24 protein-coding genes and 1 riboswitch are annotated in these 24,876 nt (G+C 73.1%); all 24 genes read right to left on the bottom strand.

The features are described 5' to 3' along the window. Positions 1–64: 64 nt before the first annotated feature. The 24 genes from HC031_RS34530 to rpoZ all read right to left on the bottom strand — a co-directional run bounded on the left by HC031_RS34530 (position 65) and on the right by rpoZ (position 24,868). Positions 65–2,791, bottom strand: coding sequence for an AAA family ATPase (locus HC031_RS34530; protein ID WP_167927682.1), 2,727 nt, complete (start codon positions 2,789–2,791; stop codon positions 65–67). Positions 2,792–3,082: 291 nt separating this feature from the next. Continuing rightward, entirely contained in the window at positions 3,083–5,557 is a 2,475-nt protein-coding gene (pheT, locus tag HC031_RS24110; protein WP_167927681.1) for a phenylalanine--tRNA ligase subunit beta, read from the bottom strand. 3 nt (positions 5,558–5,560) lie between these two features. Then, a complete protein-coding gene (pheS, locus tag HC031_RS24105) occupies positions 5,561–6,643 on the bottom strand; it encodes a phenylalanine--tRNA ligase subunit alpha (protein ID WP_167927680.1) in 1,083 nt (360 codons plus the stop codon). A 207-nt stretch (positions 6,644–6,850) separates the two neighbouring features. Further along, positions 6,851–7,666, bottom strand: a complete 816-nt coding sequence (locus HC031_RS24100; RefSeq protein ID WP_167927679.1) for a TrmH family RNA methyltransferase — start codon at positions 7,664–7,666, stop codon at positions 6,851–6,853. Positions 7,667–7,679: 13 nt separating this feature from the next. Then, positions 7,680–8,042 (bottom strand): 50S ribosomal protein L20, encoded by a 363-nt coding sequence (rplT, locus tag HC031_RS24095; RefSeq protein ID WP_167927678.1) that lies wholly within the window; start codon positions 8,040–8,042, stop codon positions 7,680–7,682. A gap of 77 nt (positions 8,043–8,119) precedes the next feature. Continuing rightward, positions 8,120–8,314, bottom strand: a complete 195-nt coding sequence (gene rpmI / locus HC031_RS24090; protein ID WP_167927677.1) for a 50S ribosomal protein L35 — start codon at positions 8,312–8,314, stop codon at positions 8,120–8,122. Between the two features lie 16 nt (positions 8,315–8,330). Beyond that, entirely contained in the window at positions 8,331–9,014 is a 684-nt protein-coding gene (gene infC / locus HC031_RS24085; protein WP_338090809.1) for a translation initiation factor IF-3, read from the bottom strand. A gap of 356 nt (positions 9,015–9,370) precedes the next feature. Beyond that, positions 9,371–9,853, bottom strand: a complete 483-nt coding sequence (locus tag HC031_RS24080; protein WP_338090808.1) for a PH domain-containing protein — start codon at positions 9,851–9,853, stop codon at positions 9,371–9,373. 30 nt (positions 9,854–9,883) lie between these two features. Next, entirely contained in the window at positions 9,884–10,735 is an 852-nt protein-coding gene (gene hisG / locus HC031_RS24075) for an ATP phosphoribosyltransferase (RefSeq protein WP_167927676.1), read from the bottom strand. Between the two features lie 49 nt (positions 10,736–10,784). Beyond that, positions 10,785–11,048: a phosphoribosyl-ATP diphosphatase gene (locus HC031_RS24070; RefSeq protein ID WP_167927675.1), complete on the bottom strand. Its 264-nt coding sequence runs from the start codon at positions 11,046–11,048 to the stop codon at positions 10,785–10,787. Between the two features lie 88 nt (positions 11,049–11,136). Beyond that, on the bottom strand, positions 11,137–11,595 hold the full coding sequence (locus tag HC031_RS24065; protein WP_420813671.1) for a nitroreductase family deazaflavin-dependent oxidoreductase: 459 nt from the start codon (positions 11,593–11,595) through the stop codon (positions 11,137–11,139). A 45-nt stretch (positions 11,596–11,640) separates the two neighbouring features. Continuing rightward, the gene (ribH, locus tag HC031_RS24060; protein WP_167927674.1) at positions 11,641–12,117 is read right to left on the bottom strand and encodes a 6,7-dimethyl-8-ribityllumazine synthase; all 477 of its coding nucleotides are present in this window, start codon (positions 12,115–12,117) and stop codon (positions 11,641–11,643) included. A gap of 3 nt (positions 12,118–12,120) precedes the next feature. After that, positions 12,121–13,356: a bifunctional 3,4-dihydroxy-2-butanone-4-phosphate synthase/GTP cyclohydrolase II gene (locus tag HC031_RS24055; protein ID WP_167927673.1), complete on the bottom strand. Its 1,236-nt coding sequence runs from the start codon at positions 13,354–13,356 to the stop codon at positions 12,121–12,123. After that, positions 13,353–14,048, bottom strand: coding sequence for a nicotinamide riboside transporter PnuC (gene pnuC, locus HC031_RS24050; protein ID WP_167927672.1), 696 nt, complete (start codon positions 14,046–14,048; stop codon positions 13,353–13,355). The genes HC031_RS24055 and pnuC overlap by 4 nt, the downstream gene beginning before the upstream one ends. Continuing rightward, positions 14,048–14,644, bottom strand: coding sequence for a riboflavin synthase (locus tag HC031_RS24045; RefSeq protein WP_167927671.1), 597 nt, complete (start codon positions 14,642–14,644; stop codon positions 14,048–14,050). The genes pnuC and HC031_RS24045 overlap by 1 nt, the downstream gene beginning before the upstream one ends. Before the next feature lie 122 nt (positions 14,645–14,766). After that, a riboswitch (FMN riboswitch) is annotated at positions 14,767–14,915 on the bottom strand. A gap of 82 nt (positions 14,916–14,997) precedes the next feature. Continuing rightward, positions 14,998–15,972, bottom strand: coding sequence for a response regulator (locus HC031_RS24040; RefSeq protein WP_338090807.1), 975 nt, complete (start codon positions 15,970–15,972; stop codon positions 14,998–15,000). A gap of 14 nt (positions 15,973–15,986) precedes the next feature. Continuing rightward, positions 15,987–16,709, bottom strand: coding sequence for a ribulose-phosphate 3-epimerase (gene rpe, locus HC031_RS24035; protein ID WP_167927670.1), 723 nt, complete (start codon positions 16,707–16,709; stop codon positions 15,987–15,989). 53 nt (positions 16,710–16,762) lie between these two features. Further along, complete coding sequence (locus tag HC031_RS24030; RefSeq protein ID WP_167927669.1) at positions 16,763–18,310, bottom strand: RsmB/NOP family class I SAM-dependent RNA methyltransferase; 1,548 nt, start codon at positions 18,308–18,310, stop codon at positions 16,763–16,765. Beyond that, positions 18,310–19,251 (bottom strand): methionyl-tRNA formyltransferase, encoded by a 942-nt coding sequence (fmt, locus tag HC031_RS24025; protein ID WP_167927668.1) that lies wholly within the window; start codon positions 19,249–19,251, stop codon positions 18,310–18,312. The genes HC031_RS24030 and fmt overlap by 1 nt, the downstream gene beginning before the upstream one ends. A 2-nt stretch (positions 19,252–19,253) precedes the next feature. Next, entirely contained in the window at positions 19,254–19,805 is a 552-nt protein-coding gene (gene def, locus HC031_RS24020; protein ID WP_167927667.1) for a peptide deformylase, read from the bottom strand. 152 nt (positions 19,806–19,957) lie between these two features. Beyond that, positions 19,958–21,886, bottom strand: a complete 1,929-nt coding sequence (locus tag HC031_RS24015) for a primosomal protein N' (RefSeq protein WP_167927700.1) — start codon at positions 21,884–21,886, stop codon at positions 19,958–19,960. Between the two features lie 130 nt (positions 21,887–22,016). Further along, complete coding sequence (metK, locus tag HC031_RS24010) at positions 22,017–23,210, bottom strand: methionine adenosyltransferase (RefSeq protein WP_167927666.1); 1,194 nt, start codon at positions 23,208–23,210, stop codon at positions 22,017–22,019. Between the two features lie 99 nt (positions 23,211–23,309). After that, the gene (coaBC, locus tag HC031_RS24005; RefSeq protein ID WP_167927665.1) at positions 23,310–24,530 is read right to left on the bottom strand and encodes a bifunctional phosphopantothenoylcysteine decarboxylase/phosphopantothenate--cysteine ligase CoaBC; all 1,221 of its coding nucleotides are present in this window, start codon (positions 24,528–24,530) and stop codon (positions 23,310–23,312) included. 74 nt (positions 24,531–24,604) lie between these two features. Beyond that, the gene (gene rpoZ / locus HC031_RS24000; RefSeq protein WP_167927664.1) at positions 24,605–24,868 is read right to left on the bottom strand and encodes a DNA-directed RNA polymerase subunit omega; all 264 of its coding nucleotides are present in this window, start codon (positions 24,866–24,868) and stop codon (positions 24,605–24,607) included. Positions 24,869–24,876 lie beyond the last annotated feature (8 nt).

Raw genomic sequence — 24,876 nt, 5'->3', positions numbered from 1 at the left:
ACGGCCGACACAACCCGGCACCACTCCCGCTCTCATGATCACGGGCCCCAGCCGGAAAGAGCAGTCAGTCCATCGAGTCGAGCGCGCGGGCCAGCTGAGCCCGGTTGCGCACGCCGAGCCGCCGGTACAGGCGGGTCAGGTTGGCCTCCACGGCCTTGATCGACAGGAACATGGACCGGGCGATCTCCCGGTTGGTGGCGCCGCCACGCACCAGCTCGACGATGCGCCGCTCGGTCTCCGACAGCCCGGCGCCGCGACCGCCGTCGAGCCGGGCCAGCTCCGCGGTGGCCACCTGCCGCCACGGCACCGCCTCGGCGGCGGTGTACCGGCGGACCGCCTCGGTCAGGGCGGCCCGGGCCGCGCCCCGCCGGTGCGCGCGCCGCTCCAGCCCGCCGAGGGTGTGCCAGGCCCGCGCGACCTCCAGCGGGTACGGGTGGTCGGCCCACTTCTCGATCGCCGCGGCCAGCGACTCGGCGGCCTCCCGGGGATCGACCGCCGCGGTGAGCATCGCCCGGGCCCGGGCCAGGCCGAGCAGCGCCACGTCGCGCCCGAGCCGCTCGGCGCAGCGCTGCACCTCGGCCAGCACCGTCGCGGCCTCGGCCCGCGCACCCGACGCGATCAGCGCTTCAATGAAGTCGGCGTGCCAGGGCAGGACGCCCGGGTCCACCCGGCCGTGGGACTGCTCGATCGCCCACGCCTGCCGCATCACGTCCGCGGCCGCCGCCGGGTCACCGCGGTGCAGGTGCACCATGCCCTGGGTGGCGTACGCGAGCTTCAGCCAGTCCTCGTCGCCGGCGTCCTGGATGGCGCGCACCGCCTGCTCGGCATAGGTGGCCGCCTGGTCGGCGGTGCCGCCGAGCAGCTCACTCATGGCGCCGACCAGCAGCCCCGGCCCCGGCGTGATCTCCACGTCGGCGTACAGGCGGGCGCAGTAGCGACCGGCGGCGAGCGCGTCGGCGCACCGGCCGGCCCGCCAGTAGATGCCGGCGACCGAGATCAGTACGACGGCGAGGTCGTGGACGGTGCCGGCGCTCTCGACCGCCGTACGCAGCGACTCGATGCGCCGGATGGCCTCGGCGACATCGCCGCGGAACAGCCGGCTCATCGCGGCCAACTGCCGGGCCGCGATGACCGGGCGGGTCAGCGGCAGCCCCAGCGCCAGCTCACCGGCCCGCTCCAGGATCTCGTCACCCTCGGGGCCGTCGTGGAAACTGCCCTGCCAGCCGAGAACCTCGACCAGGCAGTCGAGATCACCGCACTGCCCGGCGGTCTCCTCGGCGCGCTTGAGCTCGGCGAGCGCCGCCTCGGTGTCGCGGTCGTAGTGCGCCTTGACACCCCGGTACAGCCGTACCCGCGCCAGCAGCGCGGGGTCATCGGCGGCGTCCCGGAACGCCTCGTCCAGCAGCGGCGCCACTCCCGACTTGTCCTGGCCGGCGAGGTCGACCAGCAGCAGCCGGGCGCCGACCCGGGTACGCGGGTCGGCCGCCTCCCGGACGGCCACCGTCGCGTACCGGGTGGCATCGGCGGGCGAACCCGCGTCGTAGGCGTACTCGGCAGCCGACAGCCAGCGCCGCGCCGCGACCCCGGGCAGCGCGGCCGGCGTGCGCTCGGACGCGAGCGCGGCCAGGTCGGCGGCCGTGGCAGGGGCGCCGCGCCGCCGCGCCACCGCCGCGGCGTCGGCGAGCGTGTCCGCCAGGGACTCGTCCGGCTCCGGCCGCGCCTGCGCCAGGTGGCGGGCCCGTTCGACCGGATCGACGACCGCGTCGGCGAGCATTTCATGCGCGCGCCGCCGCTCCGTCGGGGTGGCGTCGGCGTACACCATCTCGCGCAGCAGCGGGTGGGAGAACGTGACCGCGTCGCCGTCGACGGAGACCACCCCGGCGCAGACCGCCCCGCCCAGCTCCTCGTCGACGGCGATCCCGCAGTGCTCGAGCAGCGACCGGCTCGGGCGGGCGGTGGCCGCCGCCACCAGCAGCGCCGGGCGGACGCGCGGGGGCAGCGTGGCGATCCGGGCGGCGAGCAGCGCCCGCAGCCGGTCGGGCACGGGCAGCGGCGCGGTCGGCGAGTCCTCGTCGCGCTCGCGCAGCGCCCGGCCCAGCTCCACGGCGAACAGCGGGTTGCCGCCGCTGGCGGTGTAGACCCGGTGCAGCCGGCTACGGGGCACCGGCCCGCCCAGCCGGGCGCGCAGCAGGTCGGCGACGTCCGACTCGGGCAGCGGCGGCACGGCAAGCTCCACGCACCCGGGCGGGCACAGGTCGAGCGCTGTCGGAGCGCCGCCGTCGGAGACCCGCTCGGCGGCGAGCACCCGCGCGGCGACCGAGCCGAGGCGCCGGACGACGAAGCGGAGCACGCCCGCGCTGGGCTGGTCGATCCACTGCACGTCGTCGAGGACCAGCAGCACCGGCCGGTCGGCGGTAAGCGCGCGGACCAGTTCGAGCACGGCGAGCCGGACGGCGAGCTGGTCGTGCGCCGTGTCCGGCAGGGAGCTGCGCAGCAGCGCGCCGTCGAGGGCGGCGCGCAGGTGCGCGGGGAGCGCGGCGGCGTACTCGTCGAGCACGCCGTCGAACAGGTCGACCAGTGCGAGGTAGGGCAGTTCGGCTTCGGCTTCGGCGGCGTCGGCACGCAGGACCAGGGCGGGACCGGCGTCCGCGGCGAGGGCCTGCAGGATGGTGGACTTACCGATCCCCGCCGGCCCGTACAGCAGTACGCTCCCCCCGGCCGCGAGCCGGGTGCGGGCCTGGTCGAGGATTTCGCCGCGGCCGATGGGGATGGACGGCCGGGTATTCACCACGGTTGCGAGTCTGCCTTCGCGAGGGGCGCTCACGCGAGCCTCCCCGTCAGTTTGTTAGCGCACCGCGACTGTCGGTACACGCCGACCCGCTCAGCCCGCGATCCGGAAGGGGTCGAGGTCGGCCACGGCACCGTCACTCACCGGCCCTCCCCGACCGGTGAAGCGCGGCACGGCTGGCGAACAGATACACGTGTTTACCCTACAGTACGGTCACGTCCATCGATGGAGAGGAAGTGGTCCACCTAACGGCCACTTCCCCTCCATCAGCGAATATCGACGCGTATGAGTAGGCTACGCGCCGCGAAGCGTGGCGCCCAGTCGCTCGGCTGCCACGGCGACCGCCGCGTCACGGGCGGCGACCGCCTCCTCGACCGTGAGGGTCCGGTCGGGCGCCCGGAACGTCAGCTTGTACGCCAGGCTCTTGCGCTCCGCACCCACCTGCTCGCCGGTGTACACATCGAACAGTCGGACGCCCTCCAGCAGCTCACCCGAGCCCTCGACCAGCGCCGCCTCGACGGAGGCCGCGGACGTCGCCCGATCGACCACGAGCGCGACGTCGATGAGGGCCGGCGGGAAGCCGGAGATCGGCGGCGCGACCGTCACGTCGGGCAGCGGCAGCGCGTCGAGGTTGACCTCCATGGCCGCCGTGCGCCGGGGCAGCTCGAGCGCGGCGCAGGCCTGCGGGTGCAGCTCACCGGCGTGCCCGACGACCGTGCCGTCGACCAGGATCTCGGCGCAGCGGCCGGGGTGCCACGGCGCGTAGGCGGCGGCCCGGATCTCCGGCGTGTGCCCGGCCCTGGCCACGACCAGCCGCGCCGCCTCGACGGCGTCCGACCAGTCGGCGGCCCGGCCGGCGCCCCACCAGCCGGCCGGCTCGACCTCGCCGGTCAGCACCGCGGCCACGTGCCACGGCTGCTCCGGCAGGAACTCGTTGACGCGGGCCAGCTCCGCGTCGGACGGGCGCCGGTCCACGCCGAGGCGCGGCGGCGTGCCCTGTGCGTCAGCCGGGTGGAACACCATGCCGATCTCGTACAGCGCGAGGTCGCGGTGGCCGCGTCCCAGGTTGCGCCGCAGCGTGGCGAGCAGCGGCGGCAGCAGCGTGGTGCGCAGCTCCGGCTCCTGCTCGGAGATCGGGTTGCGCAGCCGTACCGCCCGGCGTCGCGGGTCGTCCGCGGGGATGCCCAGCGCGTCGAGGGTCGCCGACCCGACGAACGGGTAATTGATCGTCTCCACGTACCCGGCCTCGGCCAGCGCGCGGCCGACCGTACGGCGGCGGCGCTGCGTCGCGGTCAGCCCCCGACCGGGCGGTGCGACCGGCAGCTTCACGGGCACCTTGTCGTACCCGTCGAGCCGGATCACCTCCTCGGCGAGGTCCGCCGGGTCGGTGAGGTCGGGCCGCCACGTCGGCGGGGTGACCAGCAGCCGGTCGCCGTCGGACTCGACCGACGCGCCGATCTCGGTCAGCAGCTCGACGACCCGTTCTCCCGGGTAGTCGACGCCGGCGGTGCGGGCCGGCAGGTCGGCCGGGATCGCGATCGGCGCCGGCGGGGTCACCGCGTACACATCGGTCAGTCCGCTGTCGACGGTGCCGCCGGCGTACTCGGTGAGCAGCGCCGCGGCCCGGGCGAGCGCCACCGGGGTCAGCTGCGGGTCGACGCCGCGCTCGAAGCGCTTGCTCGCCTCGCTGGGCAGCTTGTGCCGCCGCGCCGTACGGGCGACGGTGACCGGGTCCCAGTGCGCGGACTCGAACAGCAGGTCGGTGGTCTCCACCGACACCTCGGTCGTCGCGCCACCCATGACGGCCGCGAGCGAGATCACGCCGGTGGAGTCGGCGATGACCAGATCCTCCGGGTCGAGGGCCCGGTCGGCACCGTCCAGGGTGGTCAGCCGCTCGCCGGGGCGGGCCCGCCGGACGACCAGCTCGCCGGACAGGCGCCCCAGGTCGAACGCGTGCATCGGCTGGCCCAGCTCGAGCATCAGGTAGTTGGTGATGTCGACCGGCAGCGAGATCGAACGGATGCCGGCGAGCGTGAGTCGTCGCTTCATCCACTCCGGACTCGGGGCGACGGGGTTGACGCCGCGCACCGCGACCGCGGTGAACCGGTCGCAGCCGGCCGGGTCCTCCACGCGGATCGGGTAGCCCGGACCGTCATTCTCCAACGGCAGGACGGCGGCGGCCGGGTCGCGGTAGGCGACGCCGAGCGAGTGCGCCAGTTCGCGGGCGACACCGCGCATCGACAGGCAGTACCCGCGGTCCGGGGTGACGTTCAGCTCGACGACGACCTCGTCGAGGCCGACGAGCGGCCGGGCGTCCTCGCCCAGCGCGGCCTGCGTGTCGGCGGGCAGCACGATGATGCCGGAGTGGTCCTCGCCGACACCCAGCTCACGGGCCGAGCAGATCATGCCGTTGGAGACGTGGCCGTACGTGGTCCGCGCGGCGATCTCGAACCCGCCCGGCAGCACCGCCCCGGGCAGCGAGACCACGACGAGGTCGCCCTCGGCGAAGTTGCGGGCGCCGCACACGATCCCCTGCGGCTCCGCGTTGCCGACGTCGACCAGGCAGTACCGGATGGGCTTCTTGAAGCCGGTCAGCTCCTCGATCGAGCGCACCCGGCCGACGACGAGGGGGCCGGTGACGTTGCGGCGCAGGTCGTGGAGCGCCTCGACCTCCAGGCCGACGCGTACGAACGCCTTCTCCAGCTCGTCGACGTCCAGGTCGGCCGGCAGGTCGACGTACTCGCGAAGCCAGGAAACGGGTACCCGCACGGCTCAGACCTCCATTCCGAACGCGCGGGCGAACCGCACGTCGCCTTCGACCATGTCGCGCATGTCGGCCGCACCGTGGCGGAACTGCAGCGCCCGCTCGATGCCGATGCCGAACGCGAACCCGGAGTACTCGTCAGGGTCGATGCCGCAGGCGACCAGCACGCGGGGGTTGACCATCCCGCAGCCGCCCCACTCGACCCACCGGGGCCCCTCACGGTGCTGCGGGAACCACACGTCGAACTCCGCCGACGGCTCGGTGAACGGGAAGTACGACGGCCGCCACCGGGTACGCACGTCGTCGCCGAGCATCGCCTTGGCGAAGTGGTCGATCGTGCCCTTGAGGTGGGCCATCGTGATGCCCTTGTCGACGACCAGGCCCTCGACCTGGTGGAAGACCGGGGTGTGGGTGGCGTCCAGCTCGTCGGTGCGGTACACCCGGCCCGGGCAGGCGATGTAGATCGGCGGCTTGCGGGTGAGCATCGTGCGCGCCTGTACTGGCGAGGTGTGGGTGCGCAGCACGAGCCCGGAATCCTCGTTACCGACTCCAGCGGCCGCGACCCAGAACGTGTCCATCATCGTGCGCGCCGGGTGGTCGGGGGCGATGTTGAGCGCGTCGAAGTTGTACCAGTCCAGCTCGACCTCGGGGCCTTCGGCGATCTCGTACCCCATGCCGACGAACAGGTCGGCGATCCGCTCCATCACGGTGGTCAGCGGGTGCCGGGCGCCGCGCGGGCGACGCTCCGTCGGCAGGGTGACGTCGACGGTCTCCTCGAGGAGGACCCGGCGCTCGTGGTCGGCCCGCAGCTCGTCCTGCCGCGCCTCGAACGCTTCGGTGATCGCGGTCCGGGCGGCGTTCACCCGCTTGCCGGCGTCGGACTTCGCGTGCGGCGGCAGCGCGCCGATCTCCCGGCGCGCCAGCGACACCGGCGCCCGGTCGCCGAGGTGCAGGTGCTTGACCGCCGCGAGCGCGTCGAGGTCACCGGCGTCGGCGAAGGCCTTCTGGGCGTCGGCGACCGCGGCGTCGAGGCTCGACTGGTCGAGCAGCGCGACCTGCTTCGGGTCGTAGGGATCGTTGCGGTACGTCATGCCGGCACCTCGCAAGGCTCGGGCGCGCTGGAATTACTGGTTGGCTCGCTCACAGCAAGGGCTCTCTTCCCCTGGAAAGGACCGGACAGAGTCTAGGGCGCGCGGCTTCGCCGCAGCCCGCCGGTGTTCGCGCGAAGAGAGCGTGGAGGTCAGCTGGCCCTTAGCCCCGTCGCCCGCCGACACCGGCGGGCTGGCTAAACAGGTGCCTCATCGGGATGTCCCCTCCATACGCTGCGCTCTCGCGCAAGAGTACAGGCAGACGGCTGCGGCGGCAGCCAGGTTCAGGCTCTCGGCGCGACCGTGGATCGGCACCCGCACCCGGGCGTCGGCGGCGTCGGCGAGCTGCGGGGGCAGCCCGTGCGCCTCGGAGCCGAACAGCCAGGCGGTGGGCCCGGCCAGCGGTACGTGGTCGAGGTCGGCCGCGCCGTACGCGTCGGCGGCGTACACGGTCAGGCCGGCGGCCCGGATCCGCTCGACGACCGCGAGCGGATCGTCGGCCCGGACCACGTCGACGTGGAACAGGCTGCCGGCCGACGCCCGCACGCACTTGCCGTTGTACGGGTCGACCGCGCTGCCGGCGAACACCACGGCGTCGGCGCCGGCCGCGTCGGCCGTGCGCAGCACCGTGCCGGCGTTGCCGGGGTCGCGGATGTCGGCCAGGACGGCGACCAGCCGGGGCTGCTTCGCCAGCGCCTGAGCCAACGGGACGTCGACGAACGAGCAGACGGCGACGACGCCCTGCGGCTGCACCGTCTCGGCCAGCGCGGCCAGGGCGTCGTCGGTGACCGGGGAGACGCGGGCGCCGTCGGCCTCGGCGGCCGCGATCAGCTCGGCGTACCGCTCGGCGGCCGCGGCGGTGGCGAACAGCTCAACGACGGCGCCGTCGGCGAGCGCCTCGCGTACGGCCTGGGGCCCCTCGGCGAGGAACCGGCCGGTTTCGGTGCGCTCACGGCGCCGTTGCAGTCGCCGCGCAGCAACGACCCGGGGCGTGCGCGTGGTGAACGGCTCGACCCCGGGTCGCATGTGCGTACTTCGATCAGGCGGCGGCAACGGCCTTGCGCGCCACCTCGACGAGGCCGGCGAACGCCTTGTCGTCGGTCACCGCCAGGTCAGCGAGGATCTTGCGGTCGACCTCGACGCCAGCCAGGCGCAGCCCCTGGATCAGGCGGTTGTAGGTCATGCCGTTCGCGCGAGCGGCGGCGTTGATCCGGGTGATCCACAGTTGGCGGAAGTCACCCTTGCGGTCGCGCCGGTCGCGGTAGCTGTACTGCATCGAGTGCAGCATCTGCTCCTTGGCCTTGCGGTACAGCCGCGAGCGCTGGCCGCGGTAGCCGCTGGCGGACTCAAGGACGGTACGGCGCTTCTTCTGGGCGTTCACAGCCCGCTTGACGCGTGCCACGGTTCGTACTCCTCATCAAGGACCGGGCCGGTGGGCGGCCCGGTCAAAGTGGTTCTCGTCAGTTGGTGGCGCGCCTCTTAGAGGCCCAGCAGCTTCTTGATCCGCTTGGTCTCGACCTGGTCGAGCTCAACGTTGCCGGTCATCCGGCGGGTGACCTTGGAGGACTTGCCCTCCAGAAGGTGGCGCTTGCCGGCCGGCTCACGGAGGAACTTGCCCTTGCCCGTGATCTTGACCCGCTTGGCCATGCCGGCGTGGCGCTTCATCTTCGGCATTGAAACTGCTTCTCCCCTACTGTTCGCCCGCACCGCGGTCTGCAGTGGCCGCGGCGTTGACCGTCTGTGCGGACGGAGCCGATGCCCCGCCACCCGTCGCCTCGCGCTGCGTCGCCTTCGCGGCCGCCGCGGCGGTCTTCGCCTCCGCTGACGCGGTCGCCTTCGCTTCGGAGGCGGCGACCTTGGCGTCGGACGCGGCGACCTTCGTCGCGCGGTGCGGCGCCAGGACCATGATCATATTACGGCCGTCCTGCTTCGGACTGGCCTCGACAAACCCGAGCTCCGCAACCTCTTCGGAGAGCCTGCGCAGGAGTCGGAAGCCCAGCTCGGGCCGGCTCTGCTCGCGGCCACGGAACATGATCGTCACCTTGACCTTGTCGCCCGCCTTGAGGAACCGCACGACGTGACCCTTCTTGGTCTCGTAGTCGTGCGCGTCGATCTTGGGGCGGAGCTTCATCTCCTTGATGACGGTCTGCTGCTGATTGCGCCGCGCCTCGCGTGCCTTGAGTGCACTCTCATACTTGAACTTGCCGAAGTCCATGAGCTTGCACACGGGTGGGCGGGCCATCGGCGCTACTTCGACCAGATCCAGGTCGACGTCCGCGGCCAGCTGAAGGGCACGCTCCAGCGGGACGATACCCACCTGCTCACCCTCGGGGCCGACCAGCCGGACCTCACGTGCCCGGATCTGCTCGTTGATGCGTGGCTCGGTGCTGATGTGGCCTCCTAAGTCAATATCTTTCGTGTCGCCGGGCATCTCCCGGCAAGCCGACCAAAAGCAGAAGGCCCCAGCACATGCCGGGGCCCGCTCGACCGGTCATCGCGCACAACGCGCTACCGCCCGTCGATATTCCGACGGCGGCTGACCGGACCCGGCCGCCCGTAGGCTGCTCGGGTGGGAGCGGGACGCTCCGCTTCAAACACCGTGGGTAACTGATCGCTTACGCGAATCAGCGGCACGATGTGGTCGACGCGACCAGACTATCAGGATCGCGCCGCAACCCGCCAATCGGCGCACCGTGGACGCCGTCAGCGATCAGAACCGACAGCGGACGATCAGCTGCCCTCGGCCGGCGCGGACGTCGCCGCCCGGCGCGACTCCAGCATGGCGCGCAACGCGCGCACCGCCTCCACCGCGTACTGCTTGTCGGCCGCCTGCACCGCCAGCACGCTCACGACGTCGTCGTCGTCCAGCTCGATGCTCGCCCACGGCGCGCCGCGCGAGAACCGCACCGCGCGCACGATGCCCCACTCCAGGTCGTAACCGCCCAGGACGTTGCGGACGTGGATGCCCCGGTCGTCGGCGACCACCCGCGGCCGGGTGAACAGCAGGATCCCCAGCGCCGCCAGCACCCCGATACCGATCATCGCGGCCTGGTCACCGCGCTGGAAGCTGCCGGGAGCACCGTCGCCCAACGGACCGTGCAGGCCGAACGAGACGGCCGTGAACACGGCGAAGACGACGACCGCCGACACCCAGCACACGACGCGGAGTCGACGCGGACGGAAGCTGACCGACTGGTTCAGAGACGTGCTCACGAGAATCGAGTGTGCCACGCCGGCCGGCGACTACAACCGGCAGGCGTGGATGCCGGTCACGAGGATCGCCCGCGCGCCCAGGTCGTACAGCTCGTCCATGATCCGGTGCACCTCGGCGCGCAGCACCATCGCCTGCACCGCGACCCAGCCCTCGCGGTGCAGCGGGGAGATCGTCGGCGACTCGATGCCGGGCGTCAGCGCCGAGGCCCGCTCCAGCAGGTCGGCCCGTACGTCGTAGGCGAGCATCACGTACCGGCGGGCGACGAGGACCCCCTGCAGCCGCCGCAGCAACTGGTTGACCGGGGGCGTCAACTCTCCGCCGCCGTTACGGCGGCGGATCAGGATCGCCGACGACTCCAGCAGCGGCTTGCCCACCGGCTCCAGGCCGGCCTGCCGCAGCGTCGCGCCGGTCGAGACCACGTCGGCGATCACGTCGGCCACTCCGAGCCGGATCGCGTTCTCCACGGCGCCGTCCAGCCGTACGACCTCCGCCGCGATCGCCCGCTCCGTCAGGTAGCGGTTGACCACGCCGGGGTACGCGGTGGCGATCCGCCGGCCGGCCAGGTCGGACGGCGCGGTAAGCGTGCCCGGACGGGCGGCGAAGCGGAACGTCGCGCCGCCGAACCCGAGGTCGAGCATCTCCTCGGCGTCGGCGTCGGCGTCGATGAGCAGGTCCCGGCCGGTGATGCCGAGATCCAGGTCACCGGAGCCGACGTAGGTGGCGATGTCACGCGGACGCAGGTAGAAGAACTCGACGCCGTTGTCGGCGTCGGTGCACACCAGGTCGCGGCTGTCGGAGCGCTGGCGGTAACCCGCCTCACGCAGCATGTCAGCGGCCGGACCGGACAGGGTGCCCTTGTTGGGGACGGCGATACGCAGCACGTTCAAAGCTCCTTGGCGGGACTTTCGGCGGACACGACGACGCGAGGCGTCACAGATGTCGGTACACGTCCTCCAGCTCCAGCCCGGTCGCGAGCATCAGCACCTGCACCTGGTACAGCAACTGGGAGATCTCCTCCGCGGTCCGCTCGCGCCCCTCGTGCTCGGCGGCCATCCACGCCTCGGCCGCCTCCTCCACGACCTTCTTGCCGATCGCATGCACCCCGCGCTCCAGGGCGGCGACGGTGCCGGAACCGGGCGTACGGGCCGCGGCCTTGCCCCGCAGCTCCTCGAACAGGTCGTCGAACGTCTTCACGGGCCCTGAGTCTGCCAGGGTTGCCCGCCTCACATCACACCGGTTCCACCTGGTGCGATACGGGACCCACTCAGGACCCGTCCGCCGGTCACCCGGTCGGCTCCAGGATCACCACCGGGATCTCGCGCTCGGTGCTCTTCCGGTACTCCTCGTACGGCGGGAAGATCCGGGCCATCTGCGGCCACAGCCGCGCCCGCTCCTCCGGCGTGGCGGTCCGGGCCCGGGCGTCGAACCGGTCGCCGAGCACCTGCACCCGTACGTTCGGGTCGGCGCTGAGGTTGCGGTACCAGTCGGGATGTTCCGGGTGGCCACCCTTGGACGCCACGACGACGTACCGGTCGCCGTCGCGCCCGTAGATCAGCGCGTTGCGCCGCGCCTGACCCGAGCGACGGCCCCGCGTGGTCAGCAGCAGCGTGAAGACGCCCGGCCGCCACTCGTGGCCGTCGAGGCCGTCGGTGTCGACGTACCGGCGGATGTGATCGGCCTGCCACCCCTCGGTGGGGTCGGTCGGCCGGTCGAAGTCGGTCGCCATGTCAGCCCCCCGCATCGATCGACGGTTCCAGCCTGGCACCGCCACCGGCGGGCCGCCACCCTACGACCGGAGCACCCGGCGGAGCGTCAGCACGGCGTCGAGCGCCGCGACGGTGGCGTCCCACCCCTTGTCCTCGGGCGAGTCGGGGAAGCCGGCGCGGTCGTGGGCCTGCTCGTACGTGTCGACGGTGAGCACGCCGTGCGCGACCGGCCTGGACTCGTCGAGGGCGACCCGGGTCAGCCCCTCGGTCACCGCCTGGCAGACCACCTCGAAGTGGGCGGTGTCCCCACGGATCACCACCCCGAGCGCGACGACGGCGTCGTGCCGGCGCGCGAGGGCCTGTGCGACCACCGGAAGCTCCACCGAGCCGGCGACCCGCGCGACCGTCACGTGCTCGACGCCGCAGGCCTTCGCCGCCTGCGTCGCGCGCTCGAGCAACTGCTCGGTGAGGTCGGAGTGCCAGCGGCTGACGGCGATGCCGAGGGTCAGCCCGGCCCCGTCCACCACCTCGAGGTCGGGAATCCCGTGTCCAGCCATCTGCTACACCAACCCTTCCGCCGTCATCTGATCCAGGCCCTCCAGCAGGTGCCCCATCCGGTCCCGCTTGGTGCGCAGATACCGCACGTTCTCGGGGTGCGGGCGCACGGGCAGGGCCACCCGTCCGGTGATCTCCAGACCGTACCCTTCCAGGCCCGCCCTTTTGGCCGGATTGTTAGTTAACAGCCGCATACTCTTCACGCCGAGCTCGACGAGGATCTGCGCCCCCGTTCCGTAGTCGCGCGCGTCCGCCGGCAGCCCCAGCTCCAGGTTCGCGTCGACCGTGTCGCGGCCGGCGTCCTGCAGCTGGTACGCCTGCAGCTTGTGCATCAGCCCGATGCCCCGGCCCTCGTGGCCGCGCATGTACAGCACCACCCCGCGCCCCTCGGCGGCCACCCGGGCCATCGCGGCTTTCAGCTGCGGTCCGCAGTCGCAGCGCAGCGAGCCGAAAACGTCGCCGGTCAGGCACTCCGAGTGGACCCGCACGAGCACGTCCCGGCCGTCGCCGAGGTCACCGAAGACCAGCGCCACCTGCTCGGAGTCGTCGAACTCGGCGCGGTAGCCGACGGCCCGGAAGACGCCGAACTCGGTGGGGATGCGCGCCTCGGCGACCCGCTCGACCTGTGTACCGGTACGCCGCCGGTACGCGATCAGGTCGGCGATCGAGATCAGCGTGAGGCCGTGCTCGGCGGCGAACTTCTCCAGCTCCGGCAGGCGCATCATCGTGCCGTCGTCGTTGACCAGCTCGCACAGCACCCCGGCGGGCCGCAGCCCGGCCAGCTCGGTCAGGTCGATCGCGGCCTCGGTGTGGCCCGGCCGGCGCAACACACCGCCCTTGCGCGCCCGCAGCGGCACGACGTGACCGGGGCGGGCCAGATCGGCCGGCGAGGTCGCCGGATCGGCGAGCAGCCGGATGGTGTGCGCCCGGTCCGCCGCCGAGATGCCGGTGGTGACGCCCTCGCGGGCGTCGACGGTCACCGTGTACGCGGTGCCGCGCCGGTCCTGGTTGGTGTGGTACATCGGCGGCAGCTCCAGCCGGTCCGCGTCGTCGGCGGTCAGCGGCGCGCAGATGAAGCCCGACGTGTACCGGACGGTGAAGGCCAGCAGCTCCGGAGTGGCGAGCTCGGCGGCGAAGATGAGGTCGCCCTCGTTCTCGCGGTTCTCGTCGTCCACGACGATCACCGGCCGGCCGGCGGCGATGTCCGCGATGGCCCGTTCGATGTCGGCGAACCCGGTCATGCCACGACCTCCACGTGACTCGGCGCCGACTCGGTACGCCGGCGCAGCACCCGGGCCGTCCGCAGCCAGGACACGAAGCCCCAGGCGCAGAAGAGCCCGTACACGCCGTACATGGCGGCCGAAGGGTAGAACCGGCCCTGCAGCAGCAGCGGCACCCCGACGGCGTCGACGGCGATCCAGATCAGCCAGAACTCCACCCAGCCGCGCGCCATCCCGTACGTGGCGAGCAGGCTGCCCACCAGGATCCACGCGTCGGGAAGCGGCCCCCACGACCCGAGGGCTTTCAGGGCCGGATAGGCCAGCGCCATCCCGACCACCAGCATGCCGAGCAGCAGGGCGCGCTCGCGGTTGGTGGCCCAGCGCGGGACGACCGCGCCGGCGTCGGGCGCCGTCCCGGTCCGGCGGTTACGCGACCAGCGCCACCAGCCGTACACGCTCACCGCGAAGAAGAACACCTGCCGGCCGGCCTGCCCGTACAGGTCGACGGCCTGGGGCGTGACGAACACCCCGCCGAGAAAGACGGTGAACAGCAGGGCGTTGCCGAGCATGCCGATCGGCCACGCCCACACCAGGCGGCGCATGCCGAGCAGCGCCGACGCCAGCCCGAAGACGTTGCCGATGATCTCGCGCCAGAGCACGGCGGAGCCGCCGATGTGCACCTGGGCGTCGAGCAGCCAGCGCAGGGTACCCATCACGCGACCTCGTCCCGGCCGGCCAGCAGCTTCTCGACGTGCTTGGCGATCACGTCGATCTCCAGGTTGACCGGGTCGCCGACGCCCTTGTGCCCGAGCGTCGTGAGCTTGAGGGTGGTCGGGATCAGGCCGACGGAGAAGAAGTCGGCGCCGACGGCGGTGACCGTGAGCGACACGCCGTCCACGGCGATCGAGCCCTTCTCCACGACGTACCGCCCGAGCGCGGGCGGGAGGGTGAACCGGACGGCTTCCCAGTGCTCACCCGGCTGGCGGCTGACGATCGTGCCGACCCCGTCGACGTGCCCCTGGACGAGGTGGCCGCCGAGGCGGGTGGCCAGGGTCGCAGCGCGCTCCAGGTTGACCGGGTCGTCGGGTACGAGCGACGCGAGCGACGTCCGGTCGAACGTCTCCTTCATGACGTCGGCGGTGAAGACGCCGCCGTCGACCTCGACGACGGTGAGACAGACGCCGTTGACGGCGATCGAGTCGCCGTGCCGCGCGTCGGCGGCGACGGCCTCGCCGCGGACGATCAGGCGGGAGTGGTCGGCCGACCAGCCGACGACGGTGCCCAGCTCTTCGATGATGCCGGTGAACAACGCCCGCAGCCTCCTTCGCGCGCGGCGCCGGCGAAGCCGCGGGCGGCCACGAGCAGGAGGGGACGGGTGGCCGGCGGGAAAACACGCACGGCACCCGGCGGCCGAATACACGGCCGACTCCCGCGCGCTGCCTCCCATCCGGACTTTCACCGTCGGCCCCGGAATTTCACCAGGTCCACCGGTCACCGGATGTGACCGGGTCGCGGGCTGCCGGTCTCACACGAGACCGATCACCGCCGGTTCGGACTTTCACCGAGCCCCGCCAGCGCGTGGTGGGTACTCTGCGAGTCTTGCACACCGACCGGCGCCCTGACCCGCCGTGAGCGACGGATCTCACACCGCCGTGTCGCGGCTCACGCGCGGCGGCGGTCCATCGCCACGTACGAGCCGTCGTGGCCCTTGGCTACGGTCTTCATCTCGGTGGCGATCTCGATGATCTCGCGGGGGCTGGTGTGGCGCCGGTTGGTCGACACCGCCACCCCGATCGACAGGGTGACCAGCGCGGCCCGCTGGATCTCACCGTTGCGCTTGACGACTTCGGCGTAGCCGCGTTCCCGGTCCTCGGGGTCGTACAACGCGTCGGCGGCGGCTTCGAAGTCGGTCACCGCCCGTTCGGTCACCGGGTACACCTGCTCCGGGGTGCACACCACGATGAAGTCGTCGCCGCCGATGTGCCCGAGGAAGGCCGGCGGCAGGCCGACCGCCACGACGGCGCGGTGCAGCGAGCGGGCCAGGGCGCTGATGAACTCGTCGCCGCGGGCGAACCCGTACACGTCGTTGACGCTCTTGAAGCGGTCGATGTCGATGTGGCACACGGCGTAGTCGGTGCCGCCGTTCACCCGGTCGGCGATCTCCCGGAGGATGCGGGTGTTGCCCGGCAGCCCGGTCAGCGGAGAGATCTCCCGGGCCTCCTGGTTGCGCCGCAGGGTGGTCTGCACCCGGGCCACCAGCTCCATCGTGTCGAACGGCTTGACCAGGTAGTCGTCGGCGCCGGCGGTCAGGCCGAGCACCTTGTCCACGGTCAGTCCCCGGGCGGTCAGCATGATGATCGGCATCGGCGCGGTCAGCGGGTTGGCGCGCAGTCGGCGGGTCAGCTCGAGACCGTCGATCTTGGGCATCATCAGGTCGATGATCGCCAGCGCGGGCTGGTGCCGCTCGATCAGGGCCAGCGCCTCCTCGCCGTCGTGGGCGAGCAGCACCCGGTACCCCTCCAGGGTGAGGTTGACCTCGACGAACCGCGCGATGTCGACGTCGTCGTCGACGACGATCAGCAGATCCGGACGTGACTCGGTCAGACCTACGCCGGCCCCGACCCCCTCGACGCTCACGGCAGTCTCCTCGTCTACCTCATGGTCGTCGGACTTGTGCCCGCACCCGATGCCGTCGCGCCGCCGGCCACCGCGCTCGTCGCCCGCGCGCGCAGCCGCCGGACCGCCTCCGCCGGATCGGCCGCCCCGTAGACGGCGGTGCCCGCCACGAACGCGTCCGCGCCGGCCTCCGCCGCCGCCGCGATGGTGTCGTCGGCGATCCCGCCGTCGACCTCGATGCGCAGCTCCAGCTGGCCGCTGGCCACGTGCCGGCGCGCGGCGCGCACCTTGTCCAGCAGCTGCGGGATGAACTTCTGGCCGCCGAAGCCGGCCTTGATCGTCATGATCAGCAAAGTGTCGAAGTGCGGTAGGAGCTCCAGGTAGGGCTCGACCGGGGTGTCCCGGTCGATCGCCAGCCCGGCCTTGCTCCCGGCCGCCCGCAGATCCCGGGCCAGGCCGACCGGGTCCGCGGCCGCCTCCGCGTGGAACGTCACGTTGTACGACCCGGCCTCGGCATACCCCACCGCCCACCGGTCCGGCGCCTCGATCATCAGGTGGCAGTCGAACGGGATCGTCGTCGCTTTGCGCAGGCTCTCGACCACCGGCAGCCCGATCGTCAGGTTCGGCACGAAGTGGTTGTCCATCACATCGACGTGCAACCAGTCGGCGGCGCCTTCGACGGCGTGCACCTCATCGGCCAGGTGTGCGAAATCAGCGGCGAGAATGCTCGGAGCAACGATGAGCGGGGAAGCAACCACGCGGTCAGTGTACGGATGCGGACCGGTCCGGGTCCGACCCGCGTACACCTCGTCTATGCCTCGCCCCGGCGCAGCACCGCCAGGAACATCGCGTCCGTGCCGTGCCGGTGCGGCCACAACTGCACGCTCGGGCCGCCACCGAGCTCCGGCATGCCCGCCGGCAGCAACGGCCGCGCGTCGACCAGCTCGACCGGGTACCCCGACCGCCGGCAGGCCTCCGTCACCCCCACGTTGGTCTCCACCAGATGGGGCGAGCAGGTCACGTACGCGACGACGCCGCCCGGGCGCACCGCGCGCAGACCGGCGGCGAGCAGCTCGCGCTGCAGCCGGGTCAGCGGCGGCAGATCCGACGGCTGGCGGCGCCAGCGTGACTCCGGGCGGCGGCGCAGCGACCCCAGGCCGGTGCAGGGCGCGTCCACCAGTACCCGGTCGAAGCCCTGCGCGGGTAGCTCGGCGATGGCTCCGACGTCCCGCCCGTCGGCGGTCACCACCGTCACCGGCAGGTTGCGGGTGGCGGCCGCGACGAGGTCGGCCCGGTGCGGGGTGACCTCGACGGCGGTCAGCGCGGCGCCCCGCTGGGCGGCGAGCGCACCGAGCAGCCCCGACTTGCCGCCCGGGCCGGCACACAGGTCCAGCCAGCGCTCGTCGGCCCCGTCGACGGCCGCGTTCACCAGCGCCGCGGCCACGAGCTGGCTGCCCTCGTCCTGAACGTGGGCGCGGCCCTCCCGGACGGCGCGGATCTCGCCCGGCGCGCCGCCCGGCAGGTAGACCGCGTACGGCGAGTACCGGCCCACCTGGCCGCCGACGTCGGCGGCCAGCTCGGCGGCGGTGACGAGCCCCGGCCGGGCCGCCAGGTGCACCGGCGGCGCGACGTTGTCGGCCGCCAGGGCCCGGGCGGTCTCGTCGCTGTCGGCGCGCAGCGACTCGCTGAACGCCCGCACGATCCACTCGGGATGGGCGTGGGCGAGCGCGAGCCGGCGGACCGGGTCGGCGTCGGCGGCCAGCCGTTCGATCCAGCCGTCCCAGTCCCGCTCGCCGACGCGGCGCAGGACGGCGTTGGCGAACCCGACCGCTCCCGGCGCGAGCGCCCGGACCAGGTCGACCGTCGTGCTCGCGCCGGCGTGCGCGGCGACCCGCATCCGCAGCAGCTGATACGTGCCGAGCCGGAGCGCGTCCCGGACCGGCGGGTCGATGCGCGCCACGTCCCGGTCGGCCGCCACCGCGATGATCGCGTCCAACGTGCCGGTCAGCCGCAGGGTGCCGTACGTCAGCTCGGTGGCGAAGGCGGCGTCGCGCCCGCGCAGCCCGCGCTCCCGCAGCAGCCGCGGGAGGACCAGGTTGGCGTACGCGTCGTCGCGGTGGACCGCCGACACGGCGTCGTAGGCGGCCCGGCGGGCCGGATCGGCGGGTGGACGCCGTCGGCTGTCCCGCCTCGGGCCGCCCTCGCGCCGCTGGTCACGGCCCACGCCGCTCTCGCGCCGCTGGTCGCGGCCCACGCCGCCCTCGCGCCGCTGGTCACGGCCCGCCGAGCCCTCGCGCCGCTGGTCCCGGCCCGTCCCGCCCTGGGGCCGTCGGCCTGCCGGGCGTCCCGCCTCACCCATCACGCGGCGCCGTCCACCCCGAAGCGCTCACCGGCGGCCGGGCGCACCCCGCGCGCCCAGGAGTCGGCAGCCATCGGCTTCTTGCCGGCCGCGCGCACCTCCCCCAGCGCGACCGGGTCGGTGGCCGTACCCACGAGCACCCGGCCCCGCTCCACCAGCAGTTCCCCCGGCGACAGCGCCGGCCCGCCCGCCGCAGGCGTGACGGGGCCGAGCTTGACCCGCTCGCCACGGAACGTCGTCCAGGCGCCCGGGGCGGGGGTGCAGCCGCGGATGCGCCGGTCGACCGCGAACGCCGGGTCGCCCCACCGCACCGCCGCGTCCTCGACGGTCACCTTCGGCGCGAGCGTGACCCCCTCGTGCGGCTGCGGCACCGGCTCGAGCGCGCCGGCCTCGATCCCGTCCAGGACGTTGACCAGCAGCCCCGCGCCCGACCGGGCGAGCCGGTCGAGCAGATCACCGGCGGTGTCCGACGGCTTGACCGGCTCGGTCAGGGTGCCGAAGACCGGGCCGGTGTCCAGCCCCTCCTCCAACTGGAACACGCTCGCGCCGGTCAACTCGTCGCCGTGCGTGATCGCGTGCTGTACCGGCGCGGCGCCGCGCCAGGCGGGCAGCAGCGAAAAGTGCAGGTTGACCCAGCCGTGGCGCGGGATCTCGAGCGCGACCGGCGGGACCAGGGCGCCGTAGGCGACCACCGGCACGCAGTCCGGGGCGATCTCCCGCAGTCGGTCCAGGAACTCCGGCTCGCGCGGGCGCTGCGGGGTCAACACCTCGATGCCCCGCTCGTCGGCCCACGCGCCCACGGGCGAGCGCTGGAGCTGGCGGCCCCGGCCGGCAGGCGCGTCCGGCCTGGTCACCACGGCGACAAGGTCGTGGCGGGAGGCCGCGATGGCGTCGAGGGCGGGTAGCGCGACGGCGGGCGTACCGGCGAAGACGATGCGCATGGCTAGCCGAAGATACCCCGGGAGCCGTGCGGGCTCACCTTGATCTGGGGCGGATTGGACGGGTCGTACCAGTCCGCCGAGCGGATGGCCCGCAGGGCCTCCTTACGGGCGGAGCGGTCGAGCCGGTCGACGAACAGCACGCCGTCGAGGTGGTCGGTCTCGTGCTGGACGCAGCGCGACATCAGGCCGGTGCCCACGATCTGCATCGGGTCGCCGTAGACGTTGAAGCCCTTGGCGATGACGTTCTGCCGGCGCTTGGTGTCGAAGTACAGCCCCGGGATGGACAGGCAGCCCTCCGGGCCGTCCTGCTCCTCTTCGTCGGGGAACTCCAGCACCGGGTTGACCATGTACCCGAGCACGTCGTCGACGTCGAACGTGAACACCCGCAGGCTCACGCCGATCTGCGGGGCCGCCAGGCCGGCGCCGCTCTGGTCGCGCATCGTCTCGGTCAGGTCCTCGACGAGCTTGCGCAGCTCCTTGTCGAAGTCGACAACCGGCTCAGCCGGAGTACGCAACACCGGGTCGCCGAACAGGCGGATCGGCTGCACGGTCACCCGGGCACGCTCCCTTCGTACGCTTGCCAAGAACCTTTGACGAGTTTACGGGTACCGACCCGGCGGCCACTCCACGCCCTACTCCCATGATCATGAAGACTTCGTGGGGCCCTGGCCCCACGAACCTTTCACGATCACGAAATCGGTACCGGTCAGAGAAGCTCCAACGGATCGATCTGGACGCGGACCGGGTCCCGGGCCTTCTTGGCGCTGCGCACCCCGGCGGCGGCGTGCAGGGACGCGGCCAGCCGCCGGCCGGCCGAGCGCGGCACCCGTACGAGCATCCGCTCCTGGTCGTCGTCGGCCGGTACCGGGCCGAGCAGCTCAGCATCCGGTGGCAGCTCGGCGGTGGCGAGCAGGTCGGCCACGGCGTCGGGGCTGCCGGTCAGCGACGCGAACCGGACCGCCGGGGGGAAGCGCAGCTCCCGCCGCTCGGATAGCTCGCGGGCGGCCAGCCAGGCCGGATCCCACCGCAGCAGAGCCTGCACGGTCGGGATGCCGGCGTCGGCCGTCACCACGACCCGGCCGCCCCGCCTGCCCGGGCGGGCCAGGGCGGCGGCGGCCAACCAGCGGCGCAGCGTCTCCTCGCCGGCCCGCAGGTCGGCGCGGGTGAGCAGGGCCCAGGTGTCCAGCAGCAGCACGGCGCCGTAGCCGCCCTCGGCGACCGGCTCCGCGCCGGGAGTGGAGACCACCACCGCCGGCTGGGCCGGCACGCTGTCGAGCACACCGTCGCGGCCGCTGGTGCGCACGGGCGTGCCGGGGAAGGCGCGGCCCAGCTCCTCGGCGGTACGCCGGGCGCCGGTCACCGACGCGCGCAGTCGCCGGCCGCCGCAGTGCGGGCAGGCGTACGCCGCGGCGACCTTGCCACACCAGCGGCAGACCGGGGCGCCGCCGGATTCGCGCAGGGCGAGCGGGCCCGCGCAGGACGGGCAGCGCGCCGGCGTGTGGCAGTCGGCGCAGGCGACCGACGGCAGGTAGCCGCGCCGCGGCACCTGGACGAGTACCGGGGCGCCGGCCGCCAGCGCGTCCCGGGCGGCGCGCCAGGCGACGCTCGGCAGCCGCGCGGTGACCGCCGCCGGGTCCCGGTCGAGCTGCACGTCGTCGCCGACCGGCTGTACGTGCGGAGCGGCGCGATGGACCACCTCGCGGGGCGCCGCGATCTCCTTGGCCCAGCCGGTCTCCAGCAGCTGTTGCGCCTCGGCGCTGCGGGCGTACCCGCCGACCAGGGCCGCGCAGTTGCCGAGCTGGGCGCGGGTGAGCAGCACCTCACGGGCGTGCGGGTACGGTGCGCGCGGCTCGGCGTGCAGGTCGTCACCGTCGTCCCAGATGGCGACCAGTCCGAGCGGGTCGGCCGGCGCGAACGCGGCCGCCCGCGTACCGGCGACGACGCGGACCCGCCCGCGGCTGGCCGCGAGGAACCGCCGGTAGCGCTCCTCCGGCCCGACCGCCGCGGACAGCGCGACGTGCCGGCCGGCGCCGAGGACGCGGGTGAGCGCGGCGTCGAGCCGGTCGAGGTCACGGGCGTCGGCGACCACGAGCACGGCGCCCCGTCCGCCGGCGTCCGCCGCCGCGGCGGCCTCGGCCAGCCGCGCCGGCCAGTCCTCGCCCGGCAGCGCGCTCCACACCGCCCGCGCGGGGCGGCCGTCGGCGACCGCGCGCAGGAACGCGGCGCCGGCCGGGTACGCCGACCAGCCGCTGTCAGTGGGGTGTGCCGCCGCTGCGATGCCGGCTGTTGTTTCCGCCTTCCCCTCGGCGCGGGCGTGTCGCGGCGGGACCGCCAGGCGCAGCACGTCGGCGAGGGTGCCGCCGTACCGGTCGGCGACGGCCCGGGCGAGCCGGGCGATCTCGGGGTGCAGGACCTGCTCGGGCGAGACGACGCGCTCCAGGAAGGCCAGCCGGCCGGTGTGCGCCGAGTCGTCGACGCGTTCGAGCACGTACCCGTCGACGAGCTGGCCGGAGAAGCGCACGCGCACCCGGGTACCGGGCACGGTCTGGGCGTCCAGGGATTCGGGTACGAGGTAGTCGAACGGCCGGTCGAGGTGGGCGTGCGGCACGTCGACGCAGACCCGGGCGACCGGCAACGAGGCCGCGGGCTCGGGGCGGGTACGCGGTGCCCGCCGGGCGGGCGCCTTCACGAGGTGGCCTTTCTACGATCTTGGACACTTGACGGGCCTATGACCCCGCCAAGTGTCCAAGATCGCGGGACGAGACTTACGCGCCGGCGGCCGACTTGAGGTCGGCGACCCGGTCGGTACGCTCCCAGGTCAGCTCCGGCAGCTCACGGCCGAAGTGACCGTAGGTGGAGGTCAGCCGGTAGATCGGGCGCAGCAGGTCGAGGTCGCGGATGATCGCGGCCGGGCGCAGGTCGAACACCTCGCCGATGGCCTTCTCGATCCGCTCGACCGGCACGACCTCGGTGCCGAACGTCTCCACGAACAGGCTCACCGGGTGCGCCTTGCCGATCGCGTACGCGACCTGCACCTCGCACCGGTCGGCCAGCCCGGCCGCCACCACGTTCTTGGCCACCCACCGCATGGCGTACGCCGCCGAGCGGTCCACCTTGGAGGGGTCCTTGCCGGAGAAGGCGCCGCCGCCGTGCCGGGCGTACCCGCCGTACGTGTCGACGATGATCTTGCGTCCGGTCAGCCCGGCGTCACCCATCGGGCCGCCGATCTCGAACCGGCCGGTCGGGTTGACCAGCAGCCGGTAGCCCTCGGTGTCCAGGCCCAGGTTCTCCAGCTCCGGACCGAGCACGTGCTCGCGCACGTCCGGCGTGAGCAGCGACTCCAGCGAGATGTCCGGGGCGTGCTGCGAGGACACCACCACGGTGTTCAGCCGCACCGGGCGGAGGCCCTCGTACTCCACCGTCACCTGGGTCTTGCCGTCCGGGCGCAGGTACGGGATCGTGCCGTCCTTGCGGGTGGCCGACAGGCGCCGGGCCAGCCGGTGCGCCAGCGCGATCGGCAGCGGCATCAGCTCGGGCGTCTCCGTGCACGCGAAGCCGAACATCATGCCCTGGTCGCCGGCGCCCTGAGCGTCCAGCGAGTCACCGGTCTCGCCGGTGCGCGCCTCCAGGGCCGCGTCCACCCCCTGCGCGATGTCGGGCGACTGGGAGCCGATCGAGACGCTGACACCGCAGGACGCGCCGTCGAAGCCCTTCTTCGACGAGTCGTACCCGATCCCGAGGATCGTCTCCCGCACGATCGCCGGGATGTCAGCGTACGCGTTCGTGGTGACCTCGCCGGCCACGTGAACCTGACCGGTGGTGATCATCGTCTCCACCGCGACGCGGCTACGCGGATCGGCACCGATCAGGGCGTCGAGGATGCCGTCGCTGATCTGGTCAGCGATCTTGTCCGGGTGGCCCTCCGTCACCGACTCGGAGGTGAACATTCGCCGTGCCACGGTGCTCCTTTACGGCTCGAGTGTTTCGGCAGAGTCTAAGAGTTGCCGTTTCACGTATCGTCTGTCGTCCGGTCCACGTACCGTCTGTCGTCCGGGCAGTTACCCAGTGCGAGGGGTGTCGGACAGCCGGCCGACGACCAGGTCGAGGACGGCGTCGGCCAGTTCATCCTTGGTACGGTCTCCGATCCGGACCGGTTCAATCCCGGCACCGAGCACGACTGCGGCGTTGTTATCGGCACCAAATGTACGGTCGGCGCCGACCTCGTTGACCACGATGAGATCGGCCCGCTTACGGCGCAGCTTCTCCTGCGCGTTCGCCAGCGCGACCGGCTCGGCCGCGGTCTCCGCCGCGAAGGCGACGAGCACCTGGCCGGGCCGCTTGCGCTCACCCAGCTCCGCGGCGATGTCCGGGTTGGCGACCAGACGGAGGGTCGGCGCGTCCTCGCCGTCCCGCTTCTTGATCTTCTCCGCCGCGTAGTGCGCCGGACGGAAATCGCTGGGCGCGGCCGCCATGATCACGGCGTCCGCCTCCTCGGCGGCCTTGACCGTGGCCAGCCGCAGCTCCTCGGTGGTGCCGACCCGCACGACGTCGGCGCCGGCGGGGTCGGGCAGCGCGACGTTGGCCGACACGACCGTCACCCGCGCGCCCCGGGCGACGGCGGCTCGGGCGAACGCGTACCCCTGCTTGCCGGACGACCGGTTTCCGATGAACCGGACCGGGTCGATCGGCTCACGGGTGCCGCCCGCGGTGACGACCACGTGCCGGCCGGCCAGATCCGGCCCCTGGTCGGGTCGCGCCAGCACCCGCCGGGCGACCGCGAAGATCTCTGCCGGATCGGGCAACCGGCCCTTTCCGGTGTCGACGCCGGTGAGCCGGCCGACGGCGGGCTCGATGACCACCGCGCCACGCCGGCGCAGGGTGGCCACGTTCCGGACGGTCGCCGGGTGCTCCCACATCTCCGTGTGCATCGCCGGCGCGTAGACGACCGGGCAGCGCGCGGTGAGAAGCGTGTTGGTCAGCAGGTCGTCGGCCTGGCCGGTCGCCGCCTTGGCCAGCACGTCGGCGGTCGCGGGCGCCACGACGACGAGGTCGGCGCGCTGCCCGAGCCGCACGTGCGGCACCTCGTGCACGTCGTCCCAGACCTCGGTGCTCACCGGCTGCCCGGACAGCGCCGCCCAGGTCGGCGCGCCGACGAACCGCAGCGCCGACGCCGTGGGTACCACGCGCACGTGGTGGCCGGACTCGGTGAACAGCCGGAGCAGCTCGCACGCCTTGTAGGCGGCGATCCCACCGGAAACGCCCAGTACGACCTCGGTCACGGCTGCTCCGCCTCGCGGCACGGCGCGACGACGGCGACCGGAGCTGACTGCCCCCGCTCCACCCGGTGCGCCGCTCAGCCCTCGATCGGCTCTGCCGTCAGCAGCGACGAGTTGATCTCGCGCATCGCGATCGACAGAGGCTTCTCCTGCGGCGTGGTCTCCACCAGCGGACCGACGTACTCGAGCAGGCCCTCACCGAGCTGGCTGTAGTACGCGTTGATCTGGCGGGCGCGCTTTGCGGCGAAGATCACGAGGGCGTACTTGGAGGTGGTCTTCTCCAGCAGCTCGTCGATCGGCGGGTTGGTGATGCCCTCGGGGCTGGCCACGATTCCGGACACGATGCAAA

It is taken from the genome of Planosporangium thailandense, assembly GCF_011947195.1.
In the GTDB taxonomy this organism is placed as follows: domain Bacteria; phylum Actinomycetota; class Actinomycetes; order Mycobacteriales; family Micromonosporaceae; genus Planosporangium; species Planosporangium thailandense.
This window is presented reverse-complemented; position numbering and strand designations above follow the sequence as displayed.

Bases quoted from the DNA above. Each gene is read 5' to 3' on its own strand.
- HC031_RS24055 (WP_167927673.1), bottom strand. From the start codon at position 13,356: ATGACCGGGTTCGCCGACATCGAACGGGCCATCGCGGACATCGCCGCC.
- pnuC (WP_167927672.1), bottom strand. From the start codon at position 14,048: ATGGGTACCCTGCGCTGGCTGCTCGACGCCCAGGTGCACATCGGCGGC.
- HC031_RS24030 (WP_167927669.1), bottom strand. From the start codon at position 18,310: ATGGGTGAGGCGGGACGCCCGGCAGGCCGACGGCCCCAGGGCGGGACG.
- HC031_RS24065 (WP_420813671.1), bottom strand. From the start codon at position 11,595: ATGCGGGGGGCTGACATGGCGACCGACTTCGACCGGCCGACCGACCCC.
- fmt (WP_167927668.1), bottom strand. From the start codon at position 19,251: ATGCGCATCGTCTTCGCCGGTACGCCCGCCGTCGCGCTACCCGCCCTC.
- HC031_RS24100 (WP_167927679.1), bottom strand. From the start codon at position 7,666: ATGCGACCCGGGGTCGAGCCGTTCACCACGCGCACGCCCCGGGTCGTT.
- ribH (WP_167927674.1), bottom strand. From the start codon at position 12,117: ATGGCTGGACACGGGATTCCCGACCTCGAGGTGGTGGACGGGGCCGGG.
- rpmI (WP_167927677.1), bottom strand. From the start codon at position 8,314: ATGCCGAAGATGAAGCGCCACGCCGGCATGGCCAAGCGGGTCAAGATC.
- pheS (WP_167927680.1), bottom strand. From the start codon at position 6,643: ATGACGTACCGCAACGATCCCTACGACCCGAAGCAGGTCGCGCTGCTC.